We start from the raw sequence: 22,739 nt of genomic DNA on the forward strand, positions 1-22,739 counted from the left end.
ATTTTAGATGCCCTCAGCAATCATAGCATCAGCAACTTTTTTAAACCCTGCAATATTTGCTCCATCTACATAATTACCTTCAACCCCATAATCTTTGGCAGTTAAGGCAACTCTTTTACAAATCTGTTGCATTACATTTTTTAGTTTTGCATCTACTTCTTCAAAACTCCACTTACTCATAGAAGCATTTTGAGCCATTTCAAATTCACTAACAGCAACACCACCTGCATTTGCAGCTTTTGCAGGTGCAAAACATATTTTATGAGATAAGAAATCATTTACAGCTTTTGGTGTTGATGGCATATTTGCACCCTCACTTACACTAACACAACCGTTTACTATAAGATTTTGAGCGTCAAAGCCATTTAACTCATTTTGAGTTGCACATGGAAATGCCGCATAACATGGTATATCCCAAACGGCATGTCCATCTTCTGGGTACTCTGACACTGGAATATATTTAGCCTCTGGATGAGCTACTACATACTCTTCCAAAGAGGTACGTTTTTCTAGTTTCAAATCTTTCAAAAGTGCTAAATCAACACCACGAGGGTCATGAATAGTTCCTTTTGAATCTGAACAAGACACGGGGATAGCACCAATGTGATAAAGTTTCTCTATAGCATGAAGAGCAACATTACCTGCTCCACTAACTGTACATATTTTACCTGTTAAAGGCTCTTTACCTTCAATTTCCAACATAGTCTCAGTAAAGTATACAGTTCCATAACCTGTCGCTTCTGGTCTCATAAGTGATCCGCCAAACATAAACGGTTTACCTGTTAAAACACCCTCGTATGATGAAGTTATCTTTTTATACTCACCAAAAAGGTATCCTATCTCTCTGGCACCAACACCAATATCCCCTGCCGGTATATCTATACGAGGGCCTATATATTTATGAAGTTCAGTCATAAAAGCTGAACAAAACTTCATAACTTCAAAGTCACTTTTTCCCTTAGGATCAAAGTCACTTCCACCTTTACCACCACCAATCGGCAGACCGGTAAGTGCATTTTTAAGAATCTGCTCAAATCCTAAAAATTTCAATATACCCTCATTTACTGATGGATGAAAACGAAGTCCACCTTTGTATGGTCCAAGAGCATTGTTAAACTGAACTCTGTAGCCTGTGTTTACCATTATGTTTTGATTATCATCCATCCAAACTACTTTAAACTTTATTATTCTGTCTGGAACTACAAGTCTCTCTAAAATCGCGTGTTTTTTATATCTGTCATCTGATTCCAAAAGTGGAGCTATCGAATATATAACCTCTTCCATCGCCTGATAAAAAACCTTATCCTGCTCACAATTACCACTCTCAAATTTTTTAATTTTACTTTCTGCTGTAGTCATTAACTTTCCTGTTATTTTTATTATTATATGTATATTTTATAACTAATGTTCTTAATTTTTCATAGATGTTTTAATCATCATTCTTCTAAGATATGCTATCTTACTTTGCAATGGAAGGTCTTTTGGGCAGACATCTTCACATCCAAGCAACGTCATACATCCAAAGATACCATCTTCATCTCCGATAAGTTCATAATACTCTTCATCGCTACGTTTATCTCTTGGATCTAAATGATATCTAGCTATCTTATTCAGTCCAACTGCACCAGTAAATGTTGGTCGCATCTGGATAGTACCACATCCAGCTACACAACATCCACATTCTACACAGCGATCAAGCTCATATATCTCATTAGCCAGTTCTGGTTCCATGCGTTCTTCTAGTTTATCTACATCTAGCTCTTTTTCTTTATCATGTATCCAAGTCTCCAGATGCTCATTTAAATAACGCATCCATTTTCCTGTATATATAGATAAATCTCCTATGAGTTCAAAAAGAGGAAGAGGTGCAAGAGTAATATGTTCACCTAGTTTAGAAGTGAGGGTTCTACATGCAAGCTTTGGTCTTCCGTTTACAAGCATTGAACAGCTTCCACAGATACCTGCACGACAAACAAAGTCAAACTTTAAGGAGTTATCATGATGCTCTCTTATCTCATTTAAAACTATATATAGAGTCATTCCATCAGATTCTTCTACTTTAAATGTTTCCATATGTGGAACATCTTCTGGATCATGTGGATCAAAACGTAATATATTTATCTTAAGCATTCTTGCCTTTTTCTCATTACTCATACGTTCTCTCCAAGTCTCTCGTTATTTCCTCTATACTTTTTAGGCAGTTTATCTCTAAATGGCATCAAAGCTTCTTGAATCTCAAATCTGTCTTTTCCTGCTTCTTGAAGCATCTTCGTAGCCTTTTCTACACTATTTTCTCTAACCTTTGTCATTGGATGATGCTTAGTTAAATCTTTCCCGTAACCACGGAATCCAGGTGGCATCTCCATCTTAGATATATTGATATCTTCATAACTTACACTAGGCATAGTCTGATTTGCATCCGGCCACGAAGTAATCGTTCTTTTTAGCCATCTTTCATCATCTCTCTCAGGAAAATCCTCTCTTGAGTGAGCCCCTCTACTCTCTTGCCTTAAGTATGCGCCTAGAGCACATGTAAGTGCTACTTTTATCATTCTTTGAGTTCTATATGCATTAACCAGCGCCGGATTTGCAGCACGAGATTTTGAACGAAAAACTTCTATGTTCTTACTTCTCTTTAACAACTCTTCAAGCTCATCAACTGCTTCTTTTAAATCTTTGCCATTTCTAAAGATCCCAACCTTATCCATCATTATAGTTTCCATGCGACGGCGAAGAACATACGCATCTTCTCCATTTTTATTTGTAAGCAGTTTTTCTAACTTGTCATACTCTTGTTTCATAAAACACTCAACTTTACTGCTGTGAATAACCATATCACTCTCTGGAGTATCAAGGAAATCGCTAATATACTCTGCAACCATCATACCGGCTACAACAGTTTCACTTACAGAGTTTCCACCAAGTCTGTTAAAACCGTGTAAATCCCAACAAGCTGCTTCTCCACAAGAATAAAGACCTTTTAAAGTTTGTGATTCACCTGTGTATTTTGTACGGATTCCACCCATAGAGTAGTGTTGAGTCGGGCGAACAGGTATCCAGTCAACTGCAGGATCTATTCCCAAAAAGTTTTCACAAATCTCTTTTACTTCTCTTAAGTTTTTTTCTATATGTTCTCTTCCAAGATTAGTTATATCCAGCCAAAGATGATCTCCATACTTGGATTTAACTCCCTTTCCTTTTCTCATATGTTCAGTCATTCTGCGACTTACAACATCTCTAGATGCAAGCTCTTTTTTGTCAGGCTCATAGTCTGGCATAAATCTATAACCGTCTTTGTCAAGCAGAAGTCCACCATCACCGCGACAACCTTCAGTTGTCAAAATTCCAACCGGAACAATTGCAGTAGGGTGAAATTGAATAGCTTCCATATTTCCAAGTGTTGCGATACCTGTCTCAAGAGCGATTGCCTGACCCATGCCCTGACAGATAATGGCATTTGTTGAAACACTATAGATTCGTCCATATCCGCCTGTAGCCATTGTTGTAGCTTTTGATACATACGCTACCAGCTCTCCACTCATAAGATTTCTTGCAACTGCTCCGTAGCATCTGCCATCTTCGTGAATAAGTGAAATTGCTTCTAATCTCTCATGAATCTCAACTTTTTCTTTATGAGCTTTGTTATCCATTGCATAGAGCATGCTATGTCCTGTTCCATCAGAGGTATAACAAGTTCTCCATTTTTTCGTACCACCAAAATCTCTTGCTGTGATAAGACCATGAGCCTCATCTTTTTCGGTAATAGTGACTGTCTCAGCATTTATAATTACCTTTCTGTCACCCTTTTGAACTCTGCTCCATGGAACACCCCAATTAGCCAGCTCTCTTATGGCTTTTGGTGCACAATGAACGAACATTCTTGCGACTTCCTGATCTGCTCCCCAGTCGCTACCTTTGATAGTATCTGAGAAGTGAACATCTTCATTATCACCTTCACCCATTTTAGCATTTGCCAAACTAGCTTGCATCCCGCCCTGTGCAGCCGATGAATGAGATCGCTTTGGAGGGACAAGAGATATTACTACAGCGTTATGACCTCTCTCTTTAACACCAGTTGCAACCCTCAAACCAGCTAAACCACCACCAATAATAAGAACATCTGTATATATAACTTTCACTAGTGAGCCTTTAAATTTATAATAGTTGATTTATATCTTGTACCTGGTTCAAAATCATTTGTGTAACCAATATAGATATATTTCATAAGGCTAAGTGAACCGACTACAATATATATAACGATTAAACTCTTCATCAAAAGCTTAAATCTTCTTCGCGATACTTTTGTATTTCTACTCTCCATAAAACCCCACTTCATAGCAAGGCGATAAAGCCCAATAAAAGCATGTGAGACAACAGATAGAAGTAGTAAGAAGTAAAGAGGAGCCATATGTTCATGGACAACTCTGTATGAAGATGCAAATGGTCCGATATTTGAAGGTTCCGCCATCATAGTATAAAGATGCACAGAGCCGATAAAAAGCATTATAAATCCAGTCATAATTTGAACAACCCACAAAGATGTATCTTCATGCTTCATTTGAAGAACATGATTTCTCATAATCTTATGTTGTCTGTAATTATTTGGAAACTTCTTTAAAGCAACACCGGCATGAAGAATAAATATAATAGAAATTGCACCTGCTAAAAATGAGATGATCCCAGGATATGTCTCACCAAAAAAGTAATATCCTTCAAACATAATAGTTACTCTGTACATCATTTCATTACTAATTAAAATAGAAGACTCAAAAAGGATATGTCCCATTATGAACACTCCCAATATAAGCCCAGTACTACTTTGGATAAAATCCAATATTGCTGGTGTTTTATCTATCTTTTTGTTCTTCATTTATTCTCCGAGGTTATCATTATTATAATTATGCAATTTTACTATAATTATTGTTCTTCTGGCTTCCAACTTTTAAAGCTTATATATTGAGGAAAAGCTTCTGGCTTAAAGATTGACTTACCTAATAGTGTTCTAATACACTCTTGTATGCCTTCAGTCATACTTGGATGCGGGTGTACTGTTTTCATAATATCTCCAAGACGAATATTATGATCCATAAGAGTTACTATATACATAATAGATGCTGCAGATTGCGGTCCAGCTGCCCTCATACCAAGAACTTTTGGATTTTCTTCATCAGTCACTATCATCTTAAAAAATCCTTCTGTTTCTCGCATCGTTATGGCGCGAGAAACTAAAGCATGTTTATAAAAAACGACTTTATAAGCTATCTTAGCTTTTTGACACTCTTTTTCATTTAATCCTACCGATGAAATTTCAGGATTAAAGAACATAATTGTAGACATATTTCTGTATCTAAGCGGGAATTTTATTTTTGATTCTATCGCCTTTGCCGCAAATCGCCCTTCCATCTCAGCTACATTTACAAGCGCATTATGTCCGGAAATATCACCGGCTGCATATATATTACTATTGACTAAACACTCTTCATCTGTGCAGATAAGACCGTTCTGTGTTAGTTCTATACCTACATTCTCCAATCCAAGTCTTTTAAAACTCGGCACACGTCCTATTGAGACTAAGATTGTATCGACACTGATTACCTCAGTGTGAGAATCTTTATAATCAAGTGTAACATCTATATGAGTGTCATGTTTTTTAATAGATCTTAGAGATGCTGTATGATAGATTGAGACACCAATATTTTCAAGCATCTTTGCTGCATAGTCACTTACATCGTTATCTTCAAAAGGAATGACTCTCTCTTGCGAATCCAACAGGTGCACCTTTGTTTGACCAAACTCTGCAAATATTGTTGCAAACTCGCATCCAACTATTCCCGCTCCTACTATTAAGATTTCTCTTGGAAACTTTTTAAGTTTTAATATATGATTGGAGTTAATAATCATTTCTCCATCTACTTCAAGAAGTGGATGCTTTCTTGGATGAGAGCCACTTGCTATGATAAAATTATCTGCAATGATTTCAACAACTTCACCGTCATGCTTGGTAACTAGAACACTCTTATTTAAAGAAAAGCTTCCCCATCCCTCAATAAGCGTTACACTTTTGTCACTGCCCTCTTTTTTGGAAAATGTCTCGATTTGTGAGCGAATCTGGTACTCTTTTTCTCTAACTGCTGCAAAAACATTATCACGAACTTTTTCATAATCAACACTAATATTTGAAGCCCTGTAACCACGATCTATTTTATTTGCAATCGAAAAATCTTTTGAAAGCTCCCACATAGTTTTCGAGCTAAGTGCACCATCAGCAACACCTGCACCACCAATACGATTTCCTTCAATTATGCAAACATGATTGCCAAAATCATACGACCTCATTGCTGCTGCAAAACCTGCAGGACCACATCCGATAACACAAACATCATATTTTAATCTATTCATAGTATATTTTACAACATTTGACATAAAACAACTATTTCTTTTTTACAATTATGCTAGAATCACTTTTAAAAAGGATTTCTTATCACTTACACTATTATTCATACTATTCATATTTTTTCTGTATTCATCTACGGTGGATTTTTATTTGTAGATGTTCTGTTTCTTTCTAAAATGCCTCAGACTCTTGACTCCGATGAGCATAAAAAAGCCAGAGAAGCAATCATGATTCATGTAAGGAAAGTTGTTCCAAAAGCTCTTATTGTAGCTGTTTTCACAGGTCTTTACCTCTTTTCCCAAGTCTTTGGAGAGATAGCTAGCAGTGGATTAACACACTTTCAGATGCTACTTAGTATAAAAGCTTTTTTTGGTCTTTGGCTTGGCTTTCGTGGAATAAATCAAGTGTTTTTTGGGATTCAGCCTTGGGTTTTTAAAAGTCATCTTTTCCCTTTTTCGCTAGTAGTTATTATCATATTATTATCACAATTTATGTATTTATAAAGTGGTGAAATAATCACATTTTATTGATATTTTAATTTTTTTACCCTTTTTTTATAATTATTACTTATTTTATGTGATAAAATGCAGGCACATAAAATCGACAAAAGGGTAATTATATGTTTGCAAATACTAGTATCCAAAAGAAAATGAATCTTCTCATTTTAATGGTTACAATTTCGGTCCTCTCAGCCACTATATTCGTTTTTCTGGCAATGAGTTTTATAGAGTCAAAATATGACCATCTACACAAAAACTCAATGCTAGGAGCACTTCAAACTTTAGAAATAGAGAAAAACTTGAACTATGTAAGTAGAACAACCAGAGACATTATGCTCGGCGGAGACTACAACAAAGATATGACAAAGCTAAATGAGTCTATAGAAAAAATTGGTAGTCTATTTTCATCTTTAGAAAAAATGATGGAGCAAGACACTTCTTTGCCAATGGTAATAGATGCGAAAACTTCTACTATGTTATTTTTAGACAACTCTTACAAAATGATGGAATCTTTGAACAGTGAAGATATTCAAAACTCTAAAGAAAGCATATACAAAAAATATAAAAATGATTTAACACCTTTTGCAAACACTTCTAGAACAGCCTTTAAGAAGCTGGTAAAGCACAAAGGAAATGAGCTAAGCAATGACTCTGTTGCCTTAGCAGATGACTTAGGCTTTTATAAAACACTGGTTTTAGTTGCTGGTCTGTTTGTAGCAGTTGTTGTGTTTATTTTAGCAACAATAATTAGAAAATCAATCACAGGCGGGATTGGAACATTTATAACTCTTATTGGACATGCTGCAAAAGGTAACTTTACTCATAAAGACAATTCATGTAATGATACAAACACTGAGCTTGGAATTTTGGGGTGTGAACTATCTACACTATTAGGACATATTGAAAACCTTATCAATGAGATAAACAGAACAATTACAGATGCTTCTAAAGGTGTATTTACACATCAAATCTCATCTGCTGGAATGGATGGTGAATTTGTTGAAGCTATAATAAGTGTTGAGAAAAGTATTACTTTCATGAAAGAGCAAAATCAAAAAGCTGCAAGAGATACTTTCAACTCTCAACTAAGTACAAAAAGTGTTAATGTGTCTGAATCATTATCACTCATTATTAGTAATCTAAGAGATAATATTGGAAATCTAAAAGAGGTAACAAAAGCCACAAAAGCTGCTTCAGATTTAGCAAGTACTTCTCGTGAGAGTGTTAATGAAATAGTTAATGAGTTAGGACATTTAAGTGAGCAAGTTAGTACAAACAATCATAGCATCAGTGAACTAGCTAATCAGACTAATGAAATTACATCTGTTATTGAACTAATCACTGATATAGCAGATCAAACAAACTTACTAGCACTTAATGCAGCAATAGAAGCAGCAAGAGCCGGCGAACATGGACGTGGATTTGCCGTTGTTGCTGATGAAGTTCGCAAACTTGCGGAGAGGACGCACAAAGCCACTGGTGAAATTTCTGTATCTATTAAATCATTACAACAAGATATGAATGAGATTCAAGAAAGCTCTTCTACTATGAAGACTACAGTAGAAGGTTCAGCTAGTAAGATCAATGAGTTTGAAGGAACTCTGATTGAACTTAGTGATAACTCAAGTGAGATTGTAAACTACTCTTTTGAGATGGAAAACTCTATATTTGTAGTTCTTGCAAAACTAGACCATATTCTTTATAAGTCTCGTGCATATAACTCTATTATGTCACTTGACAAACTTCTTACTAACCAGACAACTCACGAATGTAGTTTAGGACAGTGGTATGATAATGAAGGAAAGAGCAGATTTGCTTCTACTTCAACTTTCGCTAAAATATCTGCTCCACATCATATTGTTCATGATAGTGCAAATATGAATTTAACTTATATTGATGGAGATGCACTGAAGTCAACACTAGATAATGCTGATGAAATTGTACGTAATTTTGATAAAATGGAAGAAGCTTCTAACGAACTCTTTACCCTACTAGATGCTATGTTAGTAGAGTCTAAACAAAACTAAGAGAATTTTTTTCTCTTAGTTAAAATAACTATCTATTCCCAATCATCATATTTAGAGTTTATATGCTTATCTTTTTTATATCTTCTAGCATTTTTACTCTTGTCTAACTGATTTGAGCTGTATAGAATATCTTCTTTAATATCTTCTATATCTTTATCTGAATCTTTTAATCCGATAATCTTTTGTACAAGTTTTTGTAAATCTTGCAATTCACCCTTATAAAGGGCTATCTCTTCAACTCTATTTAAAACTTTTAGAGCATTTTCTATTTTTTTTTCATATCTCTCTTTTGAGACTTCCGGAGTATTGAGAAGATAAGATATTATGCTATTGTGAAATCTTTCCAATGCTCTTATATAGCGGAGTCTATGAGCGTTATCTATAGCTTTTTGAGATGCTGACATGTTGTGCCTATTATTTATTTATCGTAGCTATAATTATACACTTTAATTATTATATGGAGAACAACTTGAAAAAAATATTATTATCATTGATAATTTTAAGCGTTACACTACTTGCATCTATGACAAATGAATACCCGTCACAAAAAATTTTAGATTCTAAGATTCCTATAGTTGACATCAGAACACCTGGAGAATGGAAAGAAACCGGCATAATTGAAAATTCTATCACTATTATGTTTTGGGACGAAAAAGGAGGCTATGATGTCAATGCTTTTTTAACTGAGTTAAACCAAAAAGTAGATACTAAAAAACCATTTGCTTTGATTTGTAGAACAGGAAGCAGAACAAGTGTAGTTGCAGACTTTTTAGCTAAAAAACTAAACTATGATGTTATTAATTTTTTAGGTGGAATAGTCTATCTAAAAGCGTTAAATCTAAAAACGGTTCCATACGAAAAATAATGAATTTTTTAAAATTTCTTTTTCACTTTAGCATCAGACTTGTTCTGGTTTTTGGTTTCATAGCCCTTATAGTCTTTGGACTATGGGGCTTGTTATATCTTGCTTTTTTGAAATAGGTTTAATATCATTTACCAATGCGTAGAGAGTTGGTAGATACAGAAGATTTAAAAATGTCCCCCACACCAATCCAAAACCTAAAGACACAGCTATCGGCTGTAAAATTACTGCTTGTCCAGTAGAATAAAATATAAGAGTAAATAGTCCCAAGAATGTTGTTAAAGACGTTATTACAATTGGGCGAAGTCTAAGCTTAGCTCTTGTAAAAAAATCCTCTGACCTATGCGTACCATGCAAGAAATCCAACATAATGATGCCATCGTTTATAACAACTCCGGCAAGTCCTAATATTCCTATGATTGAAGGCATACTAAGGTTTATTCCTAAGAGTTTATGTCCAAGTAGTGCACCTAAAATAGAAAGAGGTATTACACTCATAACCATTAAAACGTATTTTATTTTTGAAAATATTAGTAAAAGTGTTAAAAATATTAAAAAGACCGCTAATACCAAAGCATTTTTCATATCATCTTTAAGCTGTGTTTTCTTTTCTTTTTCTCCTAGAAGGTTAACTTCTATTCCTGAATCTCTTATGGTATTAAGTGTATCTTGAATAGAATCTAAAACCTCCGTTGGTGTAATTATTCTCTTATCAACGCTTGCATAAACAGTTTTAACTATACTTCCATTTAATTTATCAATCTTTTCATAATCTTGCAGCTGTGTAATATCAGCTATATCAGTCAATTTAACATATCGTCCATCACCAAGAGCTATGCTGAAATCTAAAAGAGTTTGGGTACTATCTTTTGCACTATCTCTTGTTTTAATCTCCATTACACCGCGTTCATTGAATGTAGTTGATTGTTTTTTCTCTAAAAAGTATGAGCTGAGAACTCTAGCTACAGATGCTTCATTAAGACCCAGACTCTCTCCATAAGAGTTTATCTTTATTTTATATTCCATCTTCCCATATCGAATATTATCACTAAAGTTTTTTATTCCTTTTAGCTTTAAGATTTCTGATTCTAAAGTTTTTACAGCTTTTTGAAGCTCTGCATCATTACTTCCAGATAAATTTATCTGTATATCGCTTCTGATAAGCCCAGGTTTATCCTCCATAACTCCTAGCTCTACCATATTGTACTTCTCTTTAAAAGGCATTACTAGTTCTCTAGCTCTAGGGGATAACTCAAAAGTCTGTTTTTGTCTTATTTTCTCTGGATTATTAAAATCAAAACTAAAGTTTAAAACTGGACTTACATACTTATTTATCCAGCTCGTCTCTTCTCTGTCATAAAGCTCCATAGTGATAAAGAAAACACTGTTATTTCTCTGTGTTTCACCTGAAAGACTTCTTCTATATCCACTTGTTGATGAGATAGACTTTAGTGAAAACTCCTCTGAGTATTCCATCATTTTTGCCTGTATCTCTTTTGAAATTTCAAAAGTATCTTCAAGAGGAGTGTTTATGTCAAGTTTTCCAGATATATAGAGGTTATTACCATCAAAATTTGGAAAAAATTGAAACTTCATCGACTTAGCAGTCATTACAGTAGCTATTGGAATCAAGATGATAAATAACAGAAGAAATGTCTTTTTATACTCAATAAAAAACGAAAGAGTTCTGCCATATAATTCCTGAAATGGTTTCCAGTTTACAAAATTATTACTTTTTCTAAGAAATTCAGCTGCATGAAGCGGTAAAAATACAAAACTCTCTAAAAGCGAACCTAATAAAATCATAATAACTACAATTGGAATTAGCACAAGGAAAAGAGCAATTTCTCCATTAAGCATAAACATAGGTAAAAATGCAGCAACAGTAGATACTGTTGCAAGTGTAACTGGGAGCATCATCTCTTTCACACCAAGCAGTGCTGCTTCCATATTCTCCATGCCATCATCAATGTGACGCTGAATATTTTCACTTACAACTATGGCATCATCAACTACTATTCCGATAACTATAAGTGCACCCAAAAGTGAGACAATATTTATAGAATAGCCCATATGATATATAAAAAGTAATCCTATAATAAATGAAAATGGAATACCTAAGGCAACAATTAGAGCTATTCTAAGGTTTATCAAAATATACATAGACAAGAAAACTAAAATTAGTCCAAACATTAGGTTAGCTATTACCGTATTTAGTCTGTCCTCAACTGGTTTTGAAGTATCTTGATAGAAGTTAAACGTAACTTCCGGATAACTTTTTTGAAGCTTTTTTGCATACTTTCTTAGTTGTGCAGAGAGTGCAATAGAGTCTCCTAGTTCACCTTTTGAGATTACTAATGTTAGAGTTTGCTTGTTGTTAAAAGATGCTAGAGTATCAGTTTGTGGATATTCTATTTCCACCTTTGCAATATCGCCCAATTTTATGTACTTTCCATCTACATTTAAGATACTCTCTTCCCACTCTTTAACATCAGCCTTACCATTTGCTGTTGATATATATATAAAACTGCCTCTCTCTTCAATATCTCCGACTGGAAAAATATAAGACAAGTCAGATATTGCTTTGAGAACACTGGCATGTTTTAATTTATAAGCAAGTACAGCCTGTGAATCAACCCTGATAGAGACTTCCTCTTTAGAGTCTCCACGAATAAGTATCTCACTAATATTTTTTATCCTTGAGATTTTTGTTTTAATCTCTTTTGCAATAGCCGTGAGTTCACCTTTGCTTATTTTATCTGAGGAGAGAGAGAGCTTAATAAGAGACCTGCTCTTATCCAAAATCCTGGCAACAGGCTCGTTCATATCTGAGGGAAGATATTGCCGTGTAAGGGCTATAGAGTCTTTTACGCGAGAGAGTATATTTACTTTATTTACACTTTTATTTAGTGTTAATATGATAGCAAAAGCACCTGGAGTGATTGTAGTTTCTGTCTTATCTATTCCATTGATATTACTGAGTTCTTCCTCAATATCACGAACTGCCATCTTATCCATAACTGTTGCACTGGCACCACTGTAAGCACCGCGCACACTTATCATATCGAGTTCTACATTTGGGAAAATTTCTTTTGGAATGCTTATATAAGCGTTAAAGCCCATATATGCTAAAAAAATTAGTAGCATATAATTTAAGCGTTTATTGTTTATAAAATACTTAATAAAGCTATTCATAGTTTAGAGTAGTGATTTAATTACGTTACTTACACCTTGGTGTAAATTGTAATGTGAAATAGGAAAATCAAGTAGTTCGTCTTCAAGGTTTACATTGTAGTGACTAAGATAGTCACCTAATATTTTCAGGTCAATATCTGTCTTAGATTCACCTTCTGCTTTGTTTGATCTTTGAACTTTAAAAGCAAGTGATTTTAGACTTACAAAATCATTCCATTTAAAAAATAGTTCTGGAGTCAGTTCATCTACACTTATACCTTCTGGAGTATATAGTTGCTTAGCATCTCTTAAAGGAATAAGCACACTCAGTATTGCCTCAGTAAAAGGAACAACCTTATCACCCCAAAAAGCCTGCTCATTTCTCGAGTTTAATTCTTTACTCAAAACATCTGTTATATCTTTTATACCCGCACTTTTAAAAAGTTCATAACTCTCTTGTTTCATAAATTATCCTGTATTTGTAATATCTATTATTTCTAGTATACTTTCGATTTTAATTAGGAGATATATATTGAAATTAAATAAAAGTTTTATCACCCATTTTATCGCTGTTATTTTAACAGCTTTATCATTTGCAATACCTGATAAATATAGTTCTTTACTTCTATTTAGCGGTTTATTTGCTCTATCTGGTGCACTAACTAATCATCTAGCTATTCACATGCTTTTTGAAAAGGTGCCTTTTCTTTACGGTTCTGGCGTAATTCCAGCAAGATTTGAAGCTTTTAAAGAGTCTATCAAAAATCTTATGATGAATGAGTTCTTTACAAAAGAGCAGTTAGATGACTTTTTCAAAAATGAAGAAAAAAAGATAAACCTAGAACCAATAATTGCAGAAACTGATTTCACTCCTGCTTTTGATGCACTTAGTAAGACTGTCATGGAATCATCATTTGGTGGTATGCTTGGTATGTTTGGTGGGGAAAGTGCATTAGATGGTCTTCGTGAACCATTTTCACTTAAGATGAAAAGTGCTGTGATTAAAATAGTTTCCTCAGATGCATTTAATAAAACACTAGAAAATCATATGCAAAACTCATCACTTAGTGATGACATGATTTTATCTATAGAGCGTGTAATAGATGCAAGGTTAAACGAGCTTACACCACAAATCGTAAAAGAAATTGTTCAAAAACTAATTAAAGAACACCTCGACTGGCTTGTCATTTGGGGTGGTGTTTTTGGTGGACTAATTGGTTTAGTTAGTTCTTTTTTATTATAGCTCCATAAACTAGACAATTCTTAATAAAGTGTAAAGTTATTTTGAAATGATACTAGTTTATTTTCTTTTATTTTTTTAATCATTTCTGCTAATTTAAGAGTTCTCTCCTCTTCATTAGCGATTGAGCTCTCTGCATCTAAGTTAAACTTATCCATGTTTACATCCAAGTACCCAGTATCAAATTTTCCGCTTTTAAAAATATTATCTCTTACTATCTCTTTGTGAAGCGATATATTTGTTTTAAAGCCTTCTATATAAAACTCATCTAGTGCTCGCCTTGCCTTAGCAACTGCACCATCCCAGTCAAGTGCCCAAACAATGAGTTTTCCAAGCATAGAATCATAACAAGTCGGTGTTTCATATCCACTGTAAAGGCTGGTATCCAATCTCACTCCAGGTCCTCCTGGTGTTAAATATTTTTTACAGTTCCAGCTGTTGGCATAAAATTTTTTTGAGGGTCTTCTGAGTTAATTCTAAACTCTATTGCATATCCTCTGAAATTTATCTCTTCTTGTTTATACTTCAACTTATCCCCGGCAGCTATCTCAATCATTCTTTGAATAATATCTACCCCGCTTACTATCTCAGTTACTGGATGTTCAACTTGGACTCTGGTATTCATCTCGATAAAGTATACGTTATCTTTTTCATCTACTAAAAATTCAACCGTACCTACACTCTCATAACCGAGTTCTTTCATAGCATCTACTGAGATTTTGCAAAGTTTTTGTCTGACCTCATCATTTAAAAGAGGCGATGGTGTTATCTCTATAACCTTTTGATGGCGACGCTGTATAGAGCAATCTCTCTCACCTAAATGAACAACATTTCCATGACTATCAGCTACAACTTGTATCTCTATGTGTCTAGGATTTTGAACATATTTTTCTATAAAGACATCCCCTTTGCCAAAATACTTTATTGACTCATTTGTTGCAGAATCAAACATATTTGAAAATTCATCAGCGAAATGAACAATCCTCATTCCTCTTCCACCACCGCCGAATGCTGCTTTTATGATTACAGGATAGCCTATCTCTTGAGCAATTTTTTCACCTTCTTGCATATTTGTTATAGGTGTATCTGTTCCCTCTAAAACAGGTACGCCTATCTTTTTCATAGCAACTTTTGAAGCCATCTTATCACCAAACAACTCTATATGTTTTGGTTTAGGTCCTATAAATATTAATTCGTTATCTTCACAAGCCTGAGCAAACTCAGCACTTTCGGATAAAAAGCCATAACCAGGATGAATAGCGTCACAATTTGTTTTTTTTGCGATATCTATTATTTTGTCATATTTCAAGTATGCGTCTATAGGATTACCTACTATTGGATAACACTCATCAGCTCTTGCTACCCACAAACCATTTACATCTATTTCAGAAAAAACAACTACTGACTTTATCTCAAGCTCTTTACATGCTCTTATAATTCTCAAAGCTATTTCACCACGGTTAGCTATTAAAACTTTAGAAATTTTTTTCATGACATATCCCATCATTAAATTTAAACGCTATTTTAATGAATTATATGCAAACAATTCTTCTTCTTTTTTGTCAATTTATTTGTTTATAAAGATAATAATAATTGTCTATAATTGTCATTTTTATAATCTATATTTGCTATAATTATTGTTATGAAAAGAGATACCTTACAAAAAAATATAAAAATAGCCAATAGTATAATGTATTACATCTATACACACATTGATGTAAATATAGATATGGATGAGTTAAGTAAGAACTTGGAAATAAGTAAATTTCATATGCATAAAGTGTTTAAAAACATTTTTGGAAAAAATATTTATGAGAGTATAAAATCTATAAGACTACAAAAAGCAGCTAGTTTACTTTTAACAAACAAGTATTCTACAATATCTGAAGTTGCTAACTTGTGCGGATATAGTTCCCACTCTTCATTTATAAAAGCTTTTAGAAATAAATTTGATGTATCTCCAAAAGAGTGGAGAAACGGTGCCTATATAGACTACTCAAACTCAATTTTACAAGCATCAAACATTTCTACAAACTCAAACATGGATTTCTCGAAAGTCTCAGCTACCATAGTCAATATGCCATCTATGAAAAGTTATTATATACGCAACAACGGTTATATAAACAATGTTAAAGAAACTTGGCAAAAACTCTATACTTTAATTCTAAATCATAAAGTAAAAAAATATAAAATGCTAGCTCTTTTACATGATAATCCAACTATAACAGATCTTAATAATTGTCAATATATAGCTTGCATTATCACTGATGAACAAGAAGATGTATTTACAAAAAGATTACCAAAATTCAAAATATCCGATGGCGTATATGCAAAATTTGATTTGCAAGGTCAAGGTGAAGATATACTAAGGTTTATACAATGGGTCTACCATGATTGGCTTGTAGATAGTGAATATGAAACAACTACAAAACCGTCATTTATTGTTTATCATAAAAACAACTATCTAAACAATGAAGAGATTTTCGATATAAGTTATTATCTATCAATTAAATTTTAATATTTTGTTGGCTCGTTAGCTTTCTTGTGCTCTAATTCAATTTCTATAGTTTTTAATTTATCGTCTAGCGGGTATGCCTGTCTTGCTTGTTTTATAGCTTCTATTGTTTGATTTAAATCTAGCTCATCTGAATTAATTTTTATTTCTGAAAACTTTTTATGTAATTCTTCTAAAGGTTTAGTGTCTGGGTGCTTTATTGACTTAAGTTCTTTATCTAGGCTCTTATCTTCCTTTGATATATACAAAGAAGATATAACTAAAAAACTTAAAAAAACAAGAGCAAAAAGAACTAACTTCATATTAACTAACTTCTATAACTGCATCCGCTATTTCTATAATGTCACCGGAGACAATCTTTGCTCCTTTTCTAAGCTCAACTTCTGCATTTCTTTTAACATACCCATCAGCTATTAACATCTTTGCATGTGCTCCACTATCTGCTAAACCTAAAACTTTTAATAATTTAAAAAGCTCTATATAATCATCTTTTAATTCAAATTTCATTTTTTATGTCCTGTTATCCTCAGCTCTACTGATGAAGATCTAATAATGAAATCATATCTAAATTTAATTTATACAGATGTATAATTTACATTATGGACATTGGATTAAACACTTTATATGACATCGGTTCTAACTATTCTGTAAAACTCAACGATAAAGAACGTCTTGTTTATGAAGATGACCCCCTTAGAAAACAAAAAACTCCTCAAGAAAAAAAACTAGAAAAAGAAGAAGAAAAAAAAGAAGTGAAAAAATCTTCTAATGAACTAAGTCAAGATGAGAAACGTTTAGTTTTAGATCTTCAATCTAGAGATGCAGAAGTTCATGCCCACGAATCTGCACACCAAAGCGGTGGCGCTTCAACAGGTGCAGCCACTTACACTTACCAACAAGGTCCTGATGGCAAAATGTATGCTATCGGAGGTGAAGTATCCGTCTCATTTCAATCAGGTTCTACTCCACAAGAGACTATCGCAAATGCTCAAGCAGTAATCGCTTCGGCCTTAGCACCGGCAGATCCAAGCGGGCAAGATATGGCAGTAGCATCCAGTGCTATGGTTATGATGATGAAAGCACAACAACAACTCTCACGAGAAACACAAGAAGCCGTTCTAGGAAAAGAAACATACAAAAACGAAGCGGATAAAAGCAACAACACCCAAACAGGCGTAACTGAACTAGATATTCCTGCCTGAACTATTAACTAATGTAAGGACTAATAAAATACCCACCTGCTAATATAATAACAGATGCGTAAAAAAGTTGTATTTCAACTATTTCTATAAATATTTTTAACATACATAACTCCTAAGCTTCTTGGTTAATGATAGAAAAACCTAAATCATGCATAGCTTTATCTACCATTTCTGTAGCAGCTTGCATAGTTTTTTGAGATATTTCAGGAAGCTCTCCTCCCCACATGTTCTCAGCATCTTTAAATCCTTGCAACATTCCTTCTCTACCTGCACGAAGTCTCTCTTCATCTCCACCTGCACCATTGATAACAAAGTTTGCTATACGCTCAGAAGTCTGTTTAATTCCAAAGATTCCATCTTCACTAACAAGTTCAGCTGCTTCTTCTTGAGACAGCTCAGCTATTGGCTTGCCCTCATAGCCTATGTCACCCAAAAAACTCTGAAAATCTTCATATAGCGAAGTGAAATCATCTTTCTTACTAGCTAAAGTACTTTGAATAGTAGTAGAACTTAACATCATTTCCCGAGCATTCTTCGCTATCTGCCCTTTAAGCTCAGCAACCTCTTCTTTTGATATTTTCTCTGTAAAGTTTGTTTTTATCCCTGCGCTATTTTGGCTTGCTTGTATATTTGGCATTTTTGATGATATTTCCATAACACATCCTTTCACTATATATATAGTATATATATCGACAAATTGGTGAAAATTTGAAAATTTTATATTTATTGTGTATTTCAAAAAAAATAAGATATAATACTTCCGATGAAAGATGAGGCTCGAGTTCATCTTTAGTGTAATATTGTGTTTTGCTCAATTGTAACCTAAAGACTCTCCAATTTTTGACTCCACTTCTCTCACGAAGTGATATTTTAATACAGAGGTATTGCAATGGCAGAATTACTAGACGGTTCAGTTAAATGGTTTAATGAAGAAAAAGGTTATGGATTTATCCAACAAGATAATGGCGGACAAGATGTATTTGTACACTTTCGTCAAGTAAACCACACAGGTGGTGGTCGTGTTTCTCTTGCTGAAGGGCAAAAAGTTACATATGAAGTAGGCGAAGGTCAAAAAGGCCCTCAAGCTGAAAACGTAACTCCACTTTAGTAACATCTTTGCAGGCTTTTAGCCTGCATTTCCACACTTTCTTTTAGACTTTTCATCCTTACACTTTTTATACACTTAATTTTTCAATAATCACTTTATCAATTTAAAGGATTACAAAATGAATACAAACCAAAATATTTTATCTTCTGTATTACTAGCTTCTTCTTTAACACTAACTCCAATTGTTACAACATCGTTAACTGCTAGCACACAATTCAGAGTAAACTCTATATCTAACTCTATTTCAAAAAATCTACATAGAAGAGGAATCGATGAAGATATTTCTAAAAAGATAGCAAATAATATTTTTACAGTTGATGAAGAACTGTTTGCTCTTATGCTTCAAAATCTTCAACATGGTTGTGATAAGCTAACTAGAAGTGAAATTATGGATTTTTTATCTACTCAAGCACTCCTGAGTAAGAATGTAAACCTTGACTCATATTCATACTTAGTAAATATGATTTACCAAATCAAACATAAAGCTTTAACAAAAAAAGATCTAAAAAGCTTAAACACTATCGCTACAAAGAACTCTTTATATGCACAAGGCTGGTTTTAAAAACTTAGACACTGCTTTGCAATTTCTAGCTCTTCATCTGTCTTTATAACTAAAACAGGTGTTCCATGAGCTAAGTTATTATTCATAATCTCATCTCTTATATACTCAGAATTTTCACCTATTCCACCGCTAAAGACGATAGCATCTACTCTGCCCAAAAGTGCCATATATGCACCTATATATTTTTTAATTCGTCTTATCATCATATTGAGAGCTAGTTTTGATTTTTCACTATTTGACTCTAGGATTTCTCTTATGTCACTACTCTCACAGATGCCAAGCAGTCCTGACTTTTTATTTAATATATTATCAACATCATCTACGCTTAGACCTAACTCTCTTTGCATATACACTACGATTGCAGGATCAATATCTCCGCTTCTTGTTCCCATAACTAAGCCTTCTAAAGGAGTAAAGCCCATAGAAGTATCTACGCTTATTCCATTTTCAATGGCACAGACACTTGCCCCATTTCCCAGATGCAGAGTGATTATGTTTAGTTGCGAAGTATCTTTATTTAATGCAATCGCACTCTCTTTTAGAAGATAAGAGTGAGATGTACCATGAAATCCATATCGTCTAATCTTATGTTTCTCATACATCTCAAATGGAAGAGCATATAGATATGCTTCTTGTGGCATCTGTGCATGAAATGCTGTGTCAAACACCGCTATTTGAAGAGCATTTGGAGCTTTTTTTCTTGCTACGATTATACCTTCTAAGTTAGCTGGATTGTGTAATGGAGCAAGAGAGCTCAGTTCTTGTATTTTTATTAATACACTCTCATCTACAATGGTTGCTTCTCTAAACTCTTCACCGCCATGAACAACTCTATGTCCTATTATATCTATACAGGTGAAATCAACATCTAAACTCTCCAAGGCATCGTGGTGATCCCTTATATTAGAGCCTTTCTCACCAATATGCTCCACTAAAAGTGTCTGTAAAATTTCTTTTGAACTCATATCAAAGAGTTTGAATTTGAGTGACGAACTTCCAGAGTTTATTACAGCTACTATCATTAGTCCTGTCCTGCTTGTATTGCTGTAATTGCGACTGTATTTACAATGTCTGAGACCGAACATCCTCGACTTAAATCATTTATTGGCTTTTTTAATCCTTGCAAAATTGGGCCAATGGCAACAGCACCACTTGAGCGCTGAACTGCTTTATATGTATTATTACCTGTATTTAAATCTGGAAAAATCAATACTGTAGCCTCTCCAGCTACTTTTGAATCTGGTAGTTTTGTTGAAGCAACTTTTTTATTTACAGCTGCATCATACTGAATAGGACCATCTATAAGTAGGTTTGGTTTTTTATTTTTAACGATTTTAGTAGCTTCTCTAACCTTATCAACATCAATCCCACTACCACTCTCTCCAGTTGAATAAGATAGCATTGCTATTTTTGCTTCTAATCCAAATGCTTGAGCTGTCTCTGCCGATGAGATTGCAATCTGTGCCAGTTCCTCAGCATTTGGATCTTGGTTTACAGCACAATCACCATAGACTAAAACCTCTTTTTTAAGGCACATAAAGAATACGCTTGATACTATAGAAATATTTGGTTTTGTTTTTATGATTTGAAGAGCCGGTCTGATTGTCTCACCAGTTGAGCCAATAGCCCCGCTAACCATTCCATCAACATGTCCAAGATGAACCATCATTGTTGCAAAATAGTTTCCATGAGTCATTGCATCTTCAGCAGCCTGTAATGTTAAACCTTTCTCTTTTCTCATTTCATAAAAGATCTCAGCGAACTCTTTTCTAAGATTAGACGTATGATGGTCTATAATAGTTGCTTTACTTAGATCTAAACCTAATCGTAAATAAGTTTCAGTTATTTTTTCACTATTGCCTAGCAGAGTTATGTCAGCGACCTCTCGACGTAAAATAATCTCAGCAGCTCTTAAAATCCTTTCGTCATTACTCTCAGGTAAAACTATTCGTTTTTTATTTAATCTTGCTCTTTCAAATAGTTTATATTCAAACATCATTGGGGTTAAAACTGTGCTAACTACAGTAGCTATTTTCTTTTCAATAGCTTCTATATCTACACTAGAGTTAAAAAGACCAAGAGCAAGTGCTATTTTTCTCTCACTAGTCACCCGCAATCTTGCTTGTGCTTTAGATAACTTGTTAGCTGTCATATAGGTGTCATCATCTACTGACAATATAGGAATACTAAAACTATTTAATCCATCTATAAGTTTTTTTATATTTGGATGAGCTTCCATCCCAAAAGGAAAAACAATACCACTAATATTAGGATAATTCTTTGAATAAAGTGCTCCAAACAAGCCTAAAATAATATCCGATCTATCGGCAGGAACTACAACTAAATCATCTTCCTCTACATGATCTAAAAAATTATTCAACGTTAAAGCAGCAACTTTTATCCCTCTAACGATTCTAGTAATATCTTTTGGCTGTAAAAAAATAGGTATTGCATCTAGTGAGTCTATGACATCTGCTATACTCAACATTCCAAGTTCATCAACCTCTTTTAAAAAATAAATCTTTAAAGGGTAGTCATTAAGTTTTTTCTTAAGCGCTTCATCTTGTTTATCATCTAATCTATTTATAAAAGTTGCAAAATGAGTACACCCTTGAAATGTAGAATTTTCATTTTCTATTAAAATATCATCATGAATATCCGCAATTGTTTTATTTTTTGCATTAACTATATTTATGATTGGTGAGCCAAAATTTTGAGCTATTTTTATATTCAGATCAAAATTGATTGTAGAGGTTAAAAAAGAGTGTCTAATTCCCTCTACTAGAACAAAATCATACTTGTCTTCAAGTTTTTTAAACTTTGTAATAAACTCATTCATCAACTGGTCAGTTTTATTGTTAGCAATCATATTTTCAACATATTCTATGTCAAAACCATAACAATCTTTATAGTCCATTTCTAGATTATATCTATTTAGCATGAAGTTAATATCTCCATCTTCAATATGTTTTGAATAGATAACTGGCCTAAAAAAAGCAACATGAGGCATATTTCTTTTTAAAATTTCCATCATTCCCATAGATATAAACAGAGTTCCGGCATTTTTTTCTTGTGCAGATATATATAACGATTTTATTTTCATATTTTATTATAGCAAATAAAACATGCTACAATATTACTAACTAAATATAACA

21 protein-coding genes and 1 pseudogene are annotated in these 22,739 nt (G+C 33.7%); 8 read left to right on the forward strand and 14 right to left on the reverse strand.

What is annotated here, in order from left to right; genetic code table 11:
- Positions 1-3: 3 nt before the first annotated feature.
- The 5 genes from gdhA to SMGD1_RS02760 are packed head-to-tail and all read right to left on the reverse strand — an operon-like array spanning position 4 to position 6,399.
- Positions 4-1,359: an NADP-specific glutamate dehydrogenase gene (gdhA, locus tag SMGD1_RS02740; RefSeq protein ID WP_008337785.1), complete on the reverse strand. Its 1,356-nt coding sequence runs from the start codon at positions 1,357-1,359 to the stop codon at positions 4-6.
- 51 nt (positions 1,360-1,410) lie between these two features.
- Positions 1,411-2,154, reverse strand: a complete 744-nt coding sequence (locus tag SMGD1_RS02745; protein WP_008337894.1) for a fumarate reductase iron-sulfur subunit — start codon at positions 2,152-2,154, stop codon at positions 1,411-1,413.
- Positions 2,151-4,139: a fumarate reductase flavoprotein subunit gene (locus SMGD1_RS02750; RefSeq protein ID WP_008337738.1), complete on the reverse strand. Its 1,989-nt coding sequence runs from the start codon at positions 4,137-4,139 to the stop codon at positions 2,151-2,153. The genes SMGD1_RS02745 and SMGD1_RS02750 overlap by 4 nt, the downstream gene beginning before the upstream one ends.
- The gene (locus SMGD1_RS02755; protein WP_008340568.1) at positions 4,139-4,870 is read right to left on the reverse strand and encodes a fumarate reductase cytochrome b subunit; all 732 of its coding nucleotides are present in this window, start codon (positions 4,868-4,870) and stop codon (positions 4,139-4,141) included. The genes SMGD1_RS02750 and SMGD1_RS02755 overlap by 1 nt, the downstream gene beginning before the upstream one ends.
- 47 nt (positions 4,871-4,917) lie before the next feature.
- Complete coding sequence (locus tag SMGD1_RS02760; RefSeq protein WP_241761432.1) at positions 4,918-6,399, reverse strand: dihydrolipoyl dehydrogenase family protein; 1,482 nt, start codon at positions 6,397-6,399, stop codon at positions 4,918-4,920.
- A 171-nt stretch (positions 6,400-6,570) separates the two neighbouring features.
- On the opposite strand from SMGD1_RS02760, the gene SMGD1_RS02765 reads away from it, so the two are divergent.
- Positions 6,571-6,897 (forward strand): hypothetical protein, encoded by a 327-nt coding sequence (locus tag SMGD1_RS02765; RefSeq protein WP_008338133.1) that lies wholly within the window; start codon positions 6,571-6,573, stop codon positions 6,895-6,897.
- 116 nt (positions 6,898-7,013) lie between these two features.
- On the forward strand, positions 7,014-8,921 hold the full coding sequence (locus SMGD1_RS14990) for a methyl-accepting chemotaxis protein (RefSeq protein WP_008337905.1): 1,908 nt from the start codon (positions 7,014-7,016) through the stop codon (positions 8,919-8,921).
- A gap of 32 nt (positions 8,922-8,953) precedes the next feature.
- Here SMGD1_RS14990 and SMGD1_RS02775 read toward each other — a convergent pair whose 3' ends face one another.
- Positions 8,954-9,325, reverse strand: coding sequence for a hypothetical protein (locus tag SMGD1_RS02775; RefSeq protein ID WP_008338054.1), 372 nt, complete (start codon positions 9,323-9,325; stop codon positions 8,954-8,956).
- Between the two features lie 65 nt (positions 9,326-9,390).
- Between SMGD1_RS02775 and SMGD1_RS02780 the strand changes: the two genes are divergently transcribed.
- Positions 9,391-9,786, forward strand: coding sequence for a rhodanese-like domain-containing protein (locus SMGD1_RS02780; protein WP_008340575.1), 396 nt, complete (start codon positions 9,391-9,393; stop codon positions 9,784-9,786).
- 66 nt (positions 9,787-9,852) lie between these two features.
- Here SMGD1_RS02780 and SMGD1_RS02785 read toward each other — a convergent pair whose 3' ends face one another.
- Positions 9,853-12,978, reverse strand: a complete 3,126-nt coding sequence (locus tag SMGD1_RS02785; protein ID WP_081444056.1) for an efflux RND transporter permease subunit — start codon at positions 12,976-12,978, stop codon at positions 9,853-9,855.
- Between the two features lie 3 nt (positions 12,979-12,981).
- A complete protein-coding gene (locus tag SMGD1_RS02790) occupies positions 12,982-13,422 on the reverse strand; it encodes a hypothetical protein (RefSeq protein ID WP_008337969.1) in 441 nt (146 codons plus the stop codon).
- Positions 13,423-13,489: 67 nt separating this feature from the next.
- Between SMGD1_RS02790 and SMGD1_RS02795 the strand changes: the two genes are divergently transcribed.
- On the forward strand, positions 13,490-14,200 hold the full coding sequence (locus SMGD1_RS02795; protein WP_008337914.1) for a DUF445 domain-containing protein: 711 nt from the start codon (positions 13,490-13,492) through the stop codon (positions 14,198-14,200).
- Between the two features lie 20 nt (positions 14,201-14,220).
- On the opposite strand, the pseudogene SMGD1_RS02805 reads toward SMGD1_RS02795, so the two are convergent.
- Positions 14,221-15,689: pseudogene (locus SMGD1_RS02805) on the reverse strand (acetyl-CoA carboxylase biotin carboxylase subunit).
- Between the two features lie 150 nt (positions 15,690-15,839).
- Here SMGD1_RS02805 and SMGD1_RS02810 point away from each other — a divergent pair.
- Complete coding sequence (locus SMGD1_RS02810; RefSeq protein WP_008337733.1) at positions 15,840-16,715, forward strand: AraC family transcriptional regulator; 876 nt, start codon at positions 15,840-15,842, stop codon at positions 16,713-16,715.
- Here SMGD1_RS02810 and SMGD1_RS02815 read toward each other — a convergent pair.
- Complete coding sequence (locus SMGD1_RS02815; protein ID WP_008340581.1) at positions 16,712-17,014, reverse strand: hypothetical protein; 303 nt, start codon at positions 17,012-17,014, stop codon at positions 16,712-16,714. The two genes, SMGD1_RS02810 and SMGD1_RS02815, sit on opposite strands and share 4 nt — an antisense overlap.
- Position 17,015: 1 nt before the next feature.
- Positions 17,016-17,219 carry an RNA-binding S4 domain-containing protein gene (locus SMGD1_RS02820; protein ID WP_008337903.1) on the reverse strand — a complete coding sequence of 68 codons (204 nt, stop codon included), beginning with the start codon at positions 17,217-17,219 and terminating at the stop codon, positions 17,016-17,018.
- Between the two features lie 92 nt (positions 17,220-17,311).
- Between SMGD1_RS02820 and SMGD1_RS02825 the strand changes: the two genes are divergently transcribed.
- Positions 17,312-17,914, forward strand: a complete 603-nt coding sequence (locus SMGD1_RS02825; RefSeq protein WP_008338139.1) for a putative metalloprotease CJM1_0395 family protein — start codon at positions 17,312-17,314, stop codon at positions 17,912-17,914.
- A gap of 112 nt (positions 17,915-18,026) precedes the next feature.
- Here SMGD1_RS02825 and SMGD1_RS02830 read toward each other — a convergent pair whose 3' ends face one another.
- A complete protein-coding gene (locus SMGD1_RS02830) occupies positions 18,027-18,569 on the reverse strand; it encodes a hypothetical protein (protein WP_008338089.1) in 543 nt (180 codons plus the stop codon).
- 234 nt (positions 18,570-18,803) lie between these two features.
- On the opposite strand from SMGD1_RS02830, the gene SMGD1_RS02835 reads away from it, so the two are divergent.
- A complete protein-coding gene (locus tag SMGD1_RS02835) occupies positions 18,804-19,022 on the forward strand; it encodes a cold-shock protein (protein WP_008337787.1) in 219 nt (72 codons plus the stop codon).
- A 118-nt stretch (positions 19,023-19,140) separates the two neighbouring features.
- Entirely contained in the window at positions 19,141-19,584 is a 444-nt protein-coding gene (locus SMGD1_RS02840) for a hypothetical protein (protein ID WP_008340584.1), read from the forward strand.
- Here SMGD1_RS02840 and SMGD1_RS02845 read toward each other — a convergent pair.
- On the reverse strand, positions 19,581-20,606 hold the full coding sequence (locus tag SMGD1_RS02845; RefSeq protein WP_008337676.1) for an acetate kinase: 1,026 nt from the start codon (positions 20,604-20,606) through the stop codon (positions 19,581-19,583). The two genes, SMGD1_RS02840 and SMGD1_RS02845, sit on opposite strands and share 4 nt — an antisense overlap.
- Positions 20,606-22,687: a phosphate acetyltransferase gene (pta, locus tag SMGD1_RS02850; RefSeq protein ID WP_008338009.1), complete on the reverse strand. Its 2,082-nt coding sequence runs from the start codon at positions 22,685-22,687 to the stop codon at positions 20,606-20,608. The genes SMGD1_RS02845 and pta overlap by 1 nt, the downstream gene beginning before the upstream one ends.
- Between the last annotated feature and the right edge of the window lie 52 nt (positions 22,688-22,739).

It is taken from the genome of Sulfurimonas gotlandica GD1, from assembly GCF_000242915.1.
GTDB classification, from domain to species: domain Bacteria; phylum Campylobacterota; class Campylobacteria; order Campylobacterales; family Sulfurimonadaceae; genus Sulfurimonas; species Sulfurimonas gotlandica.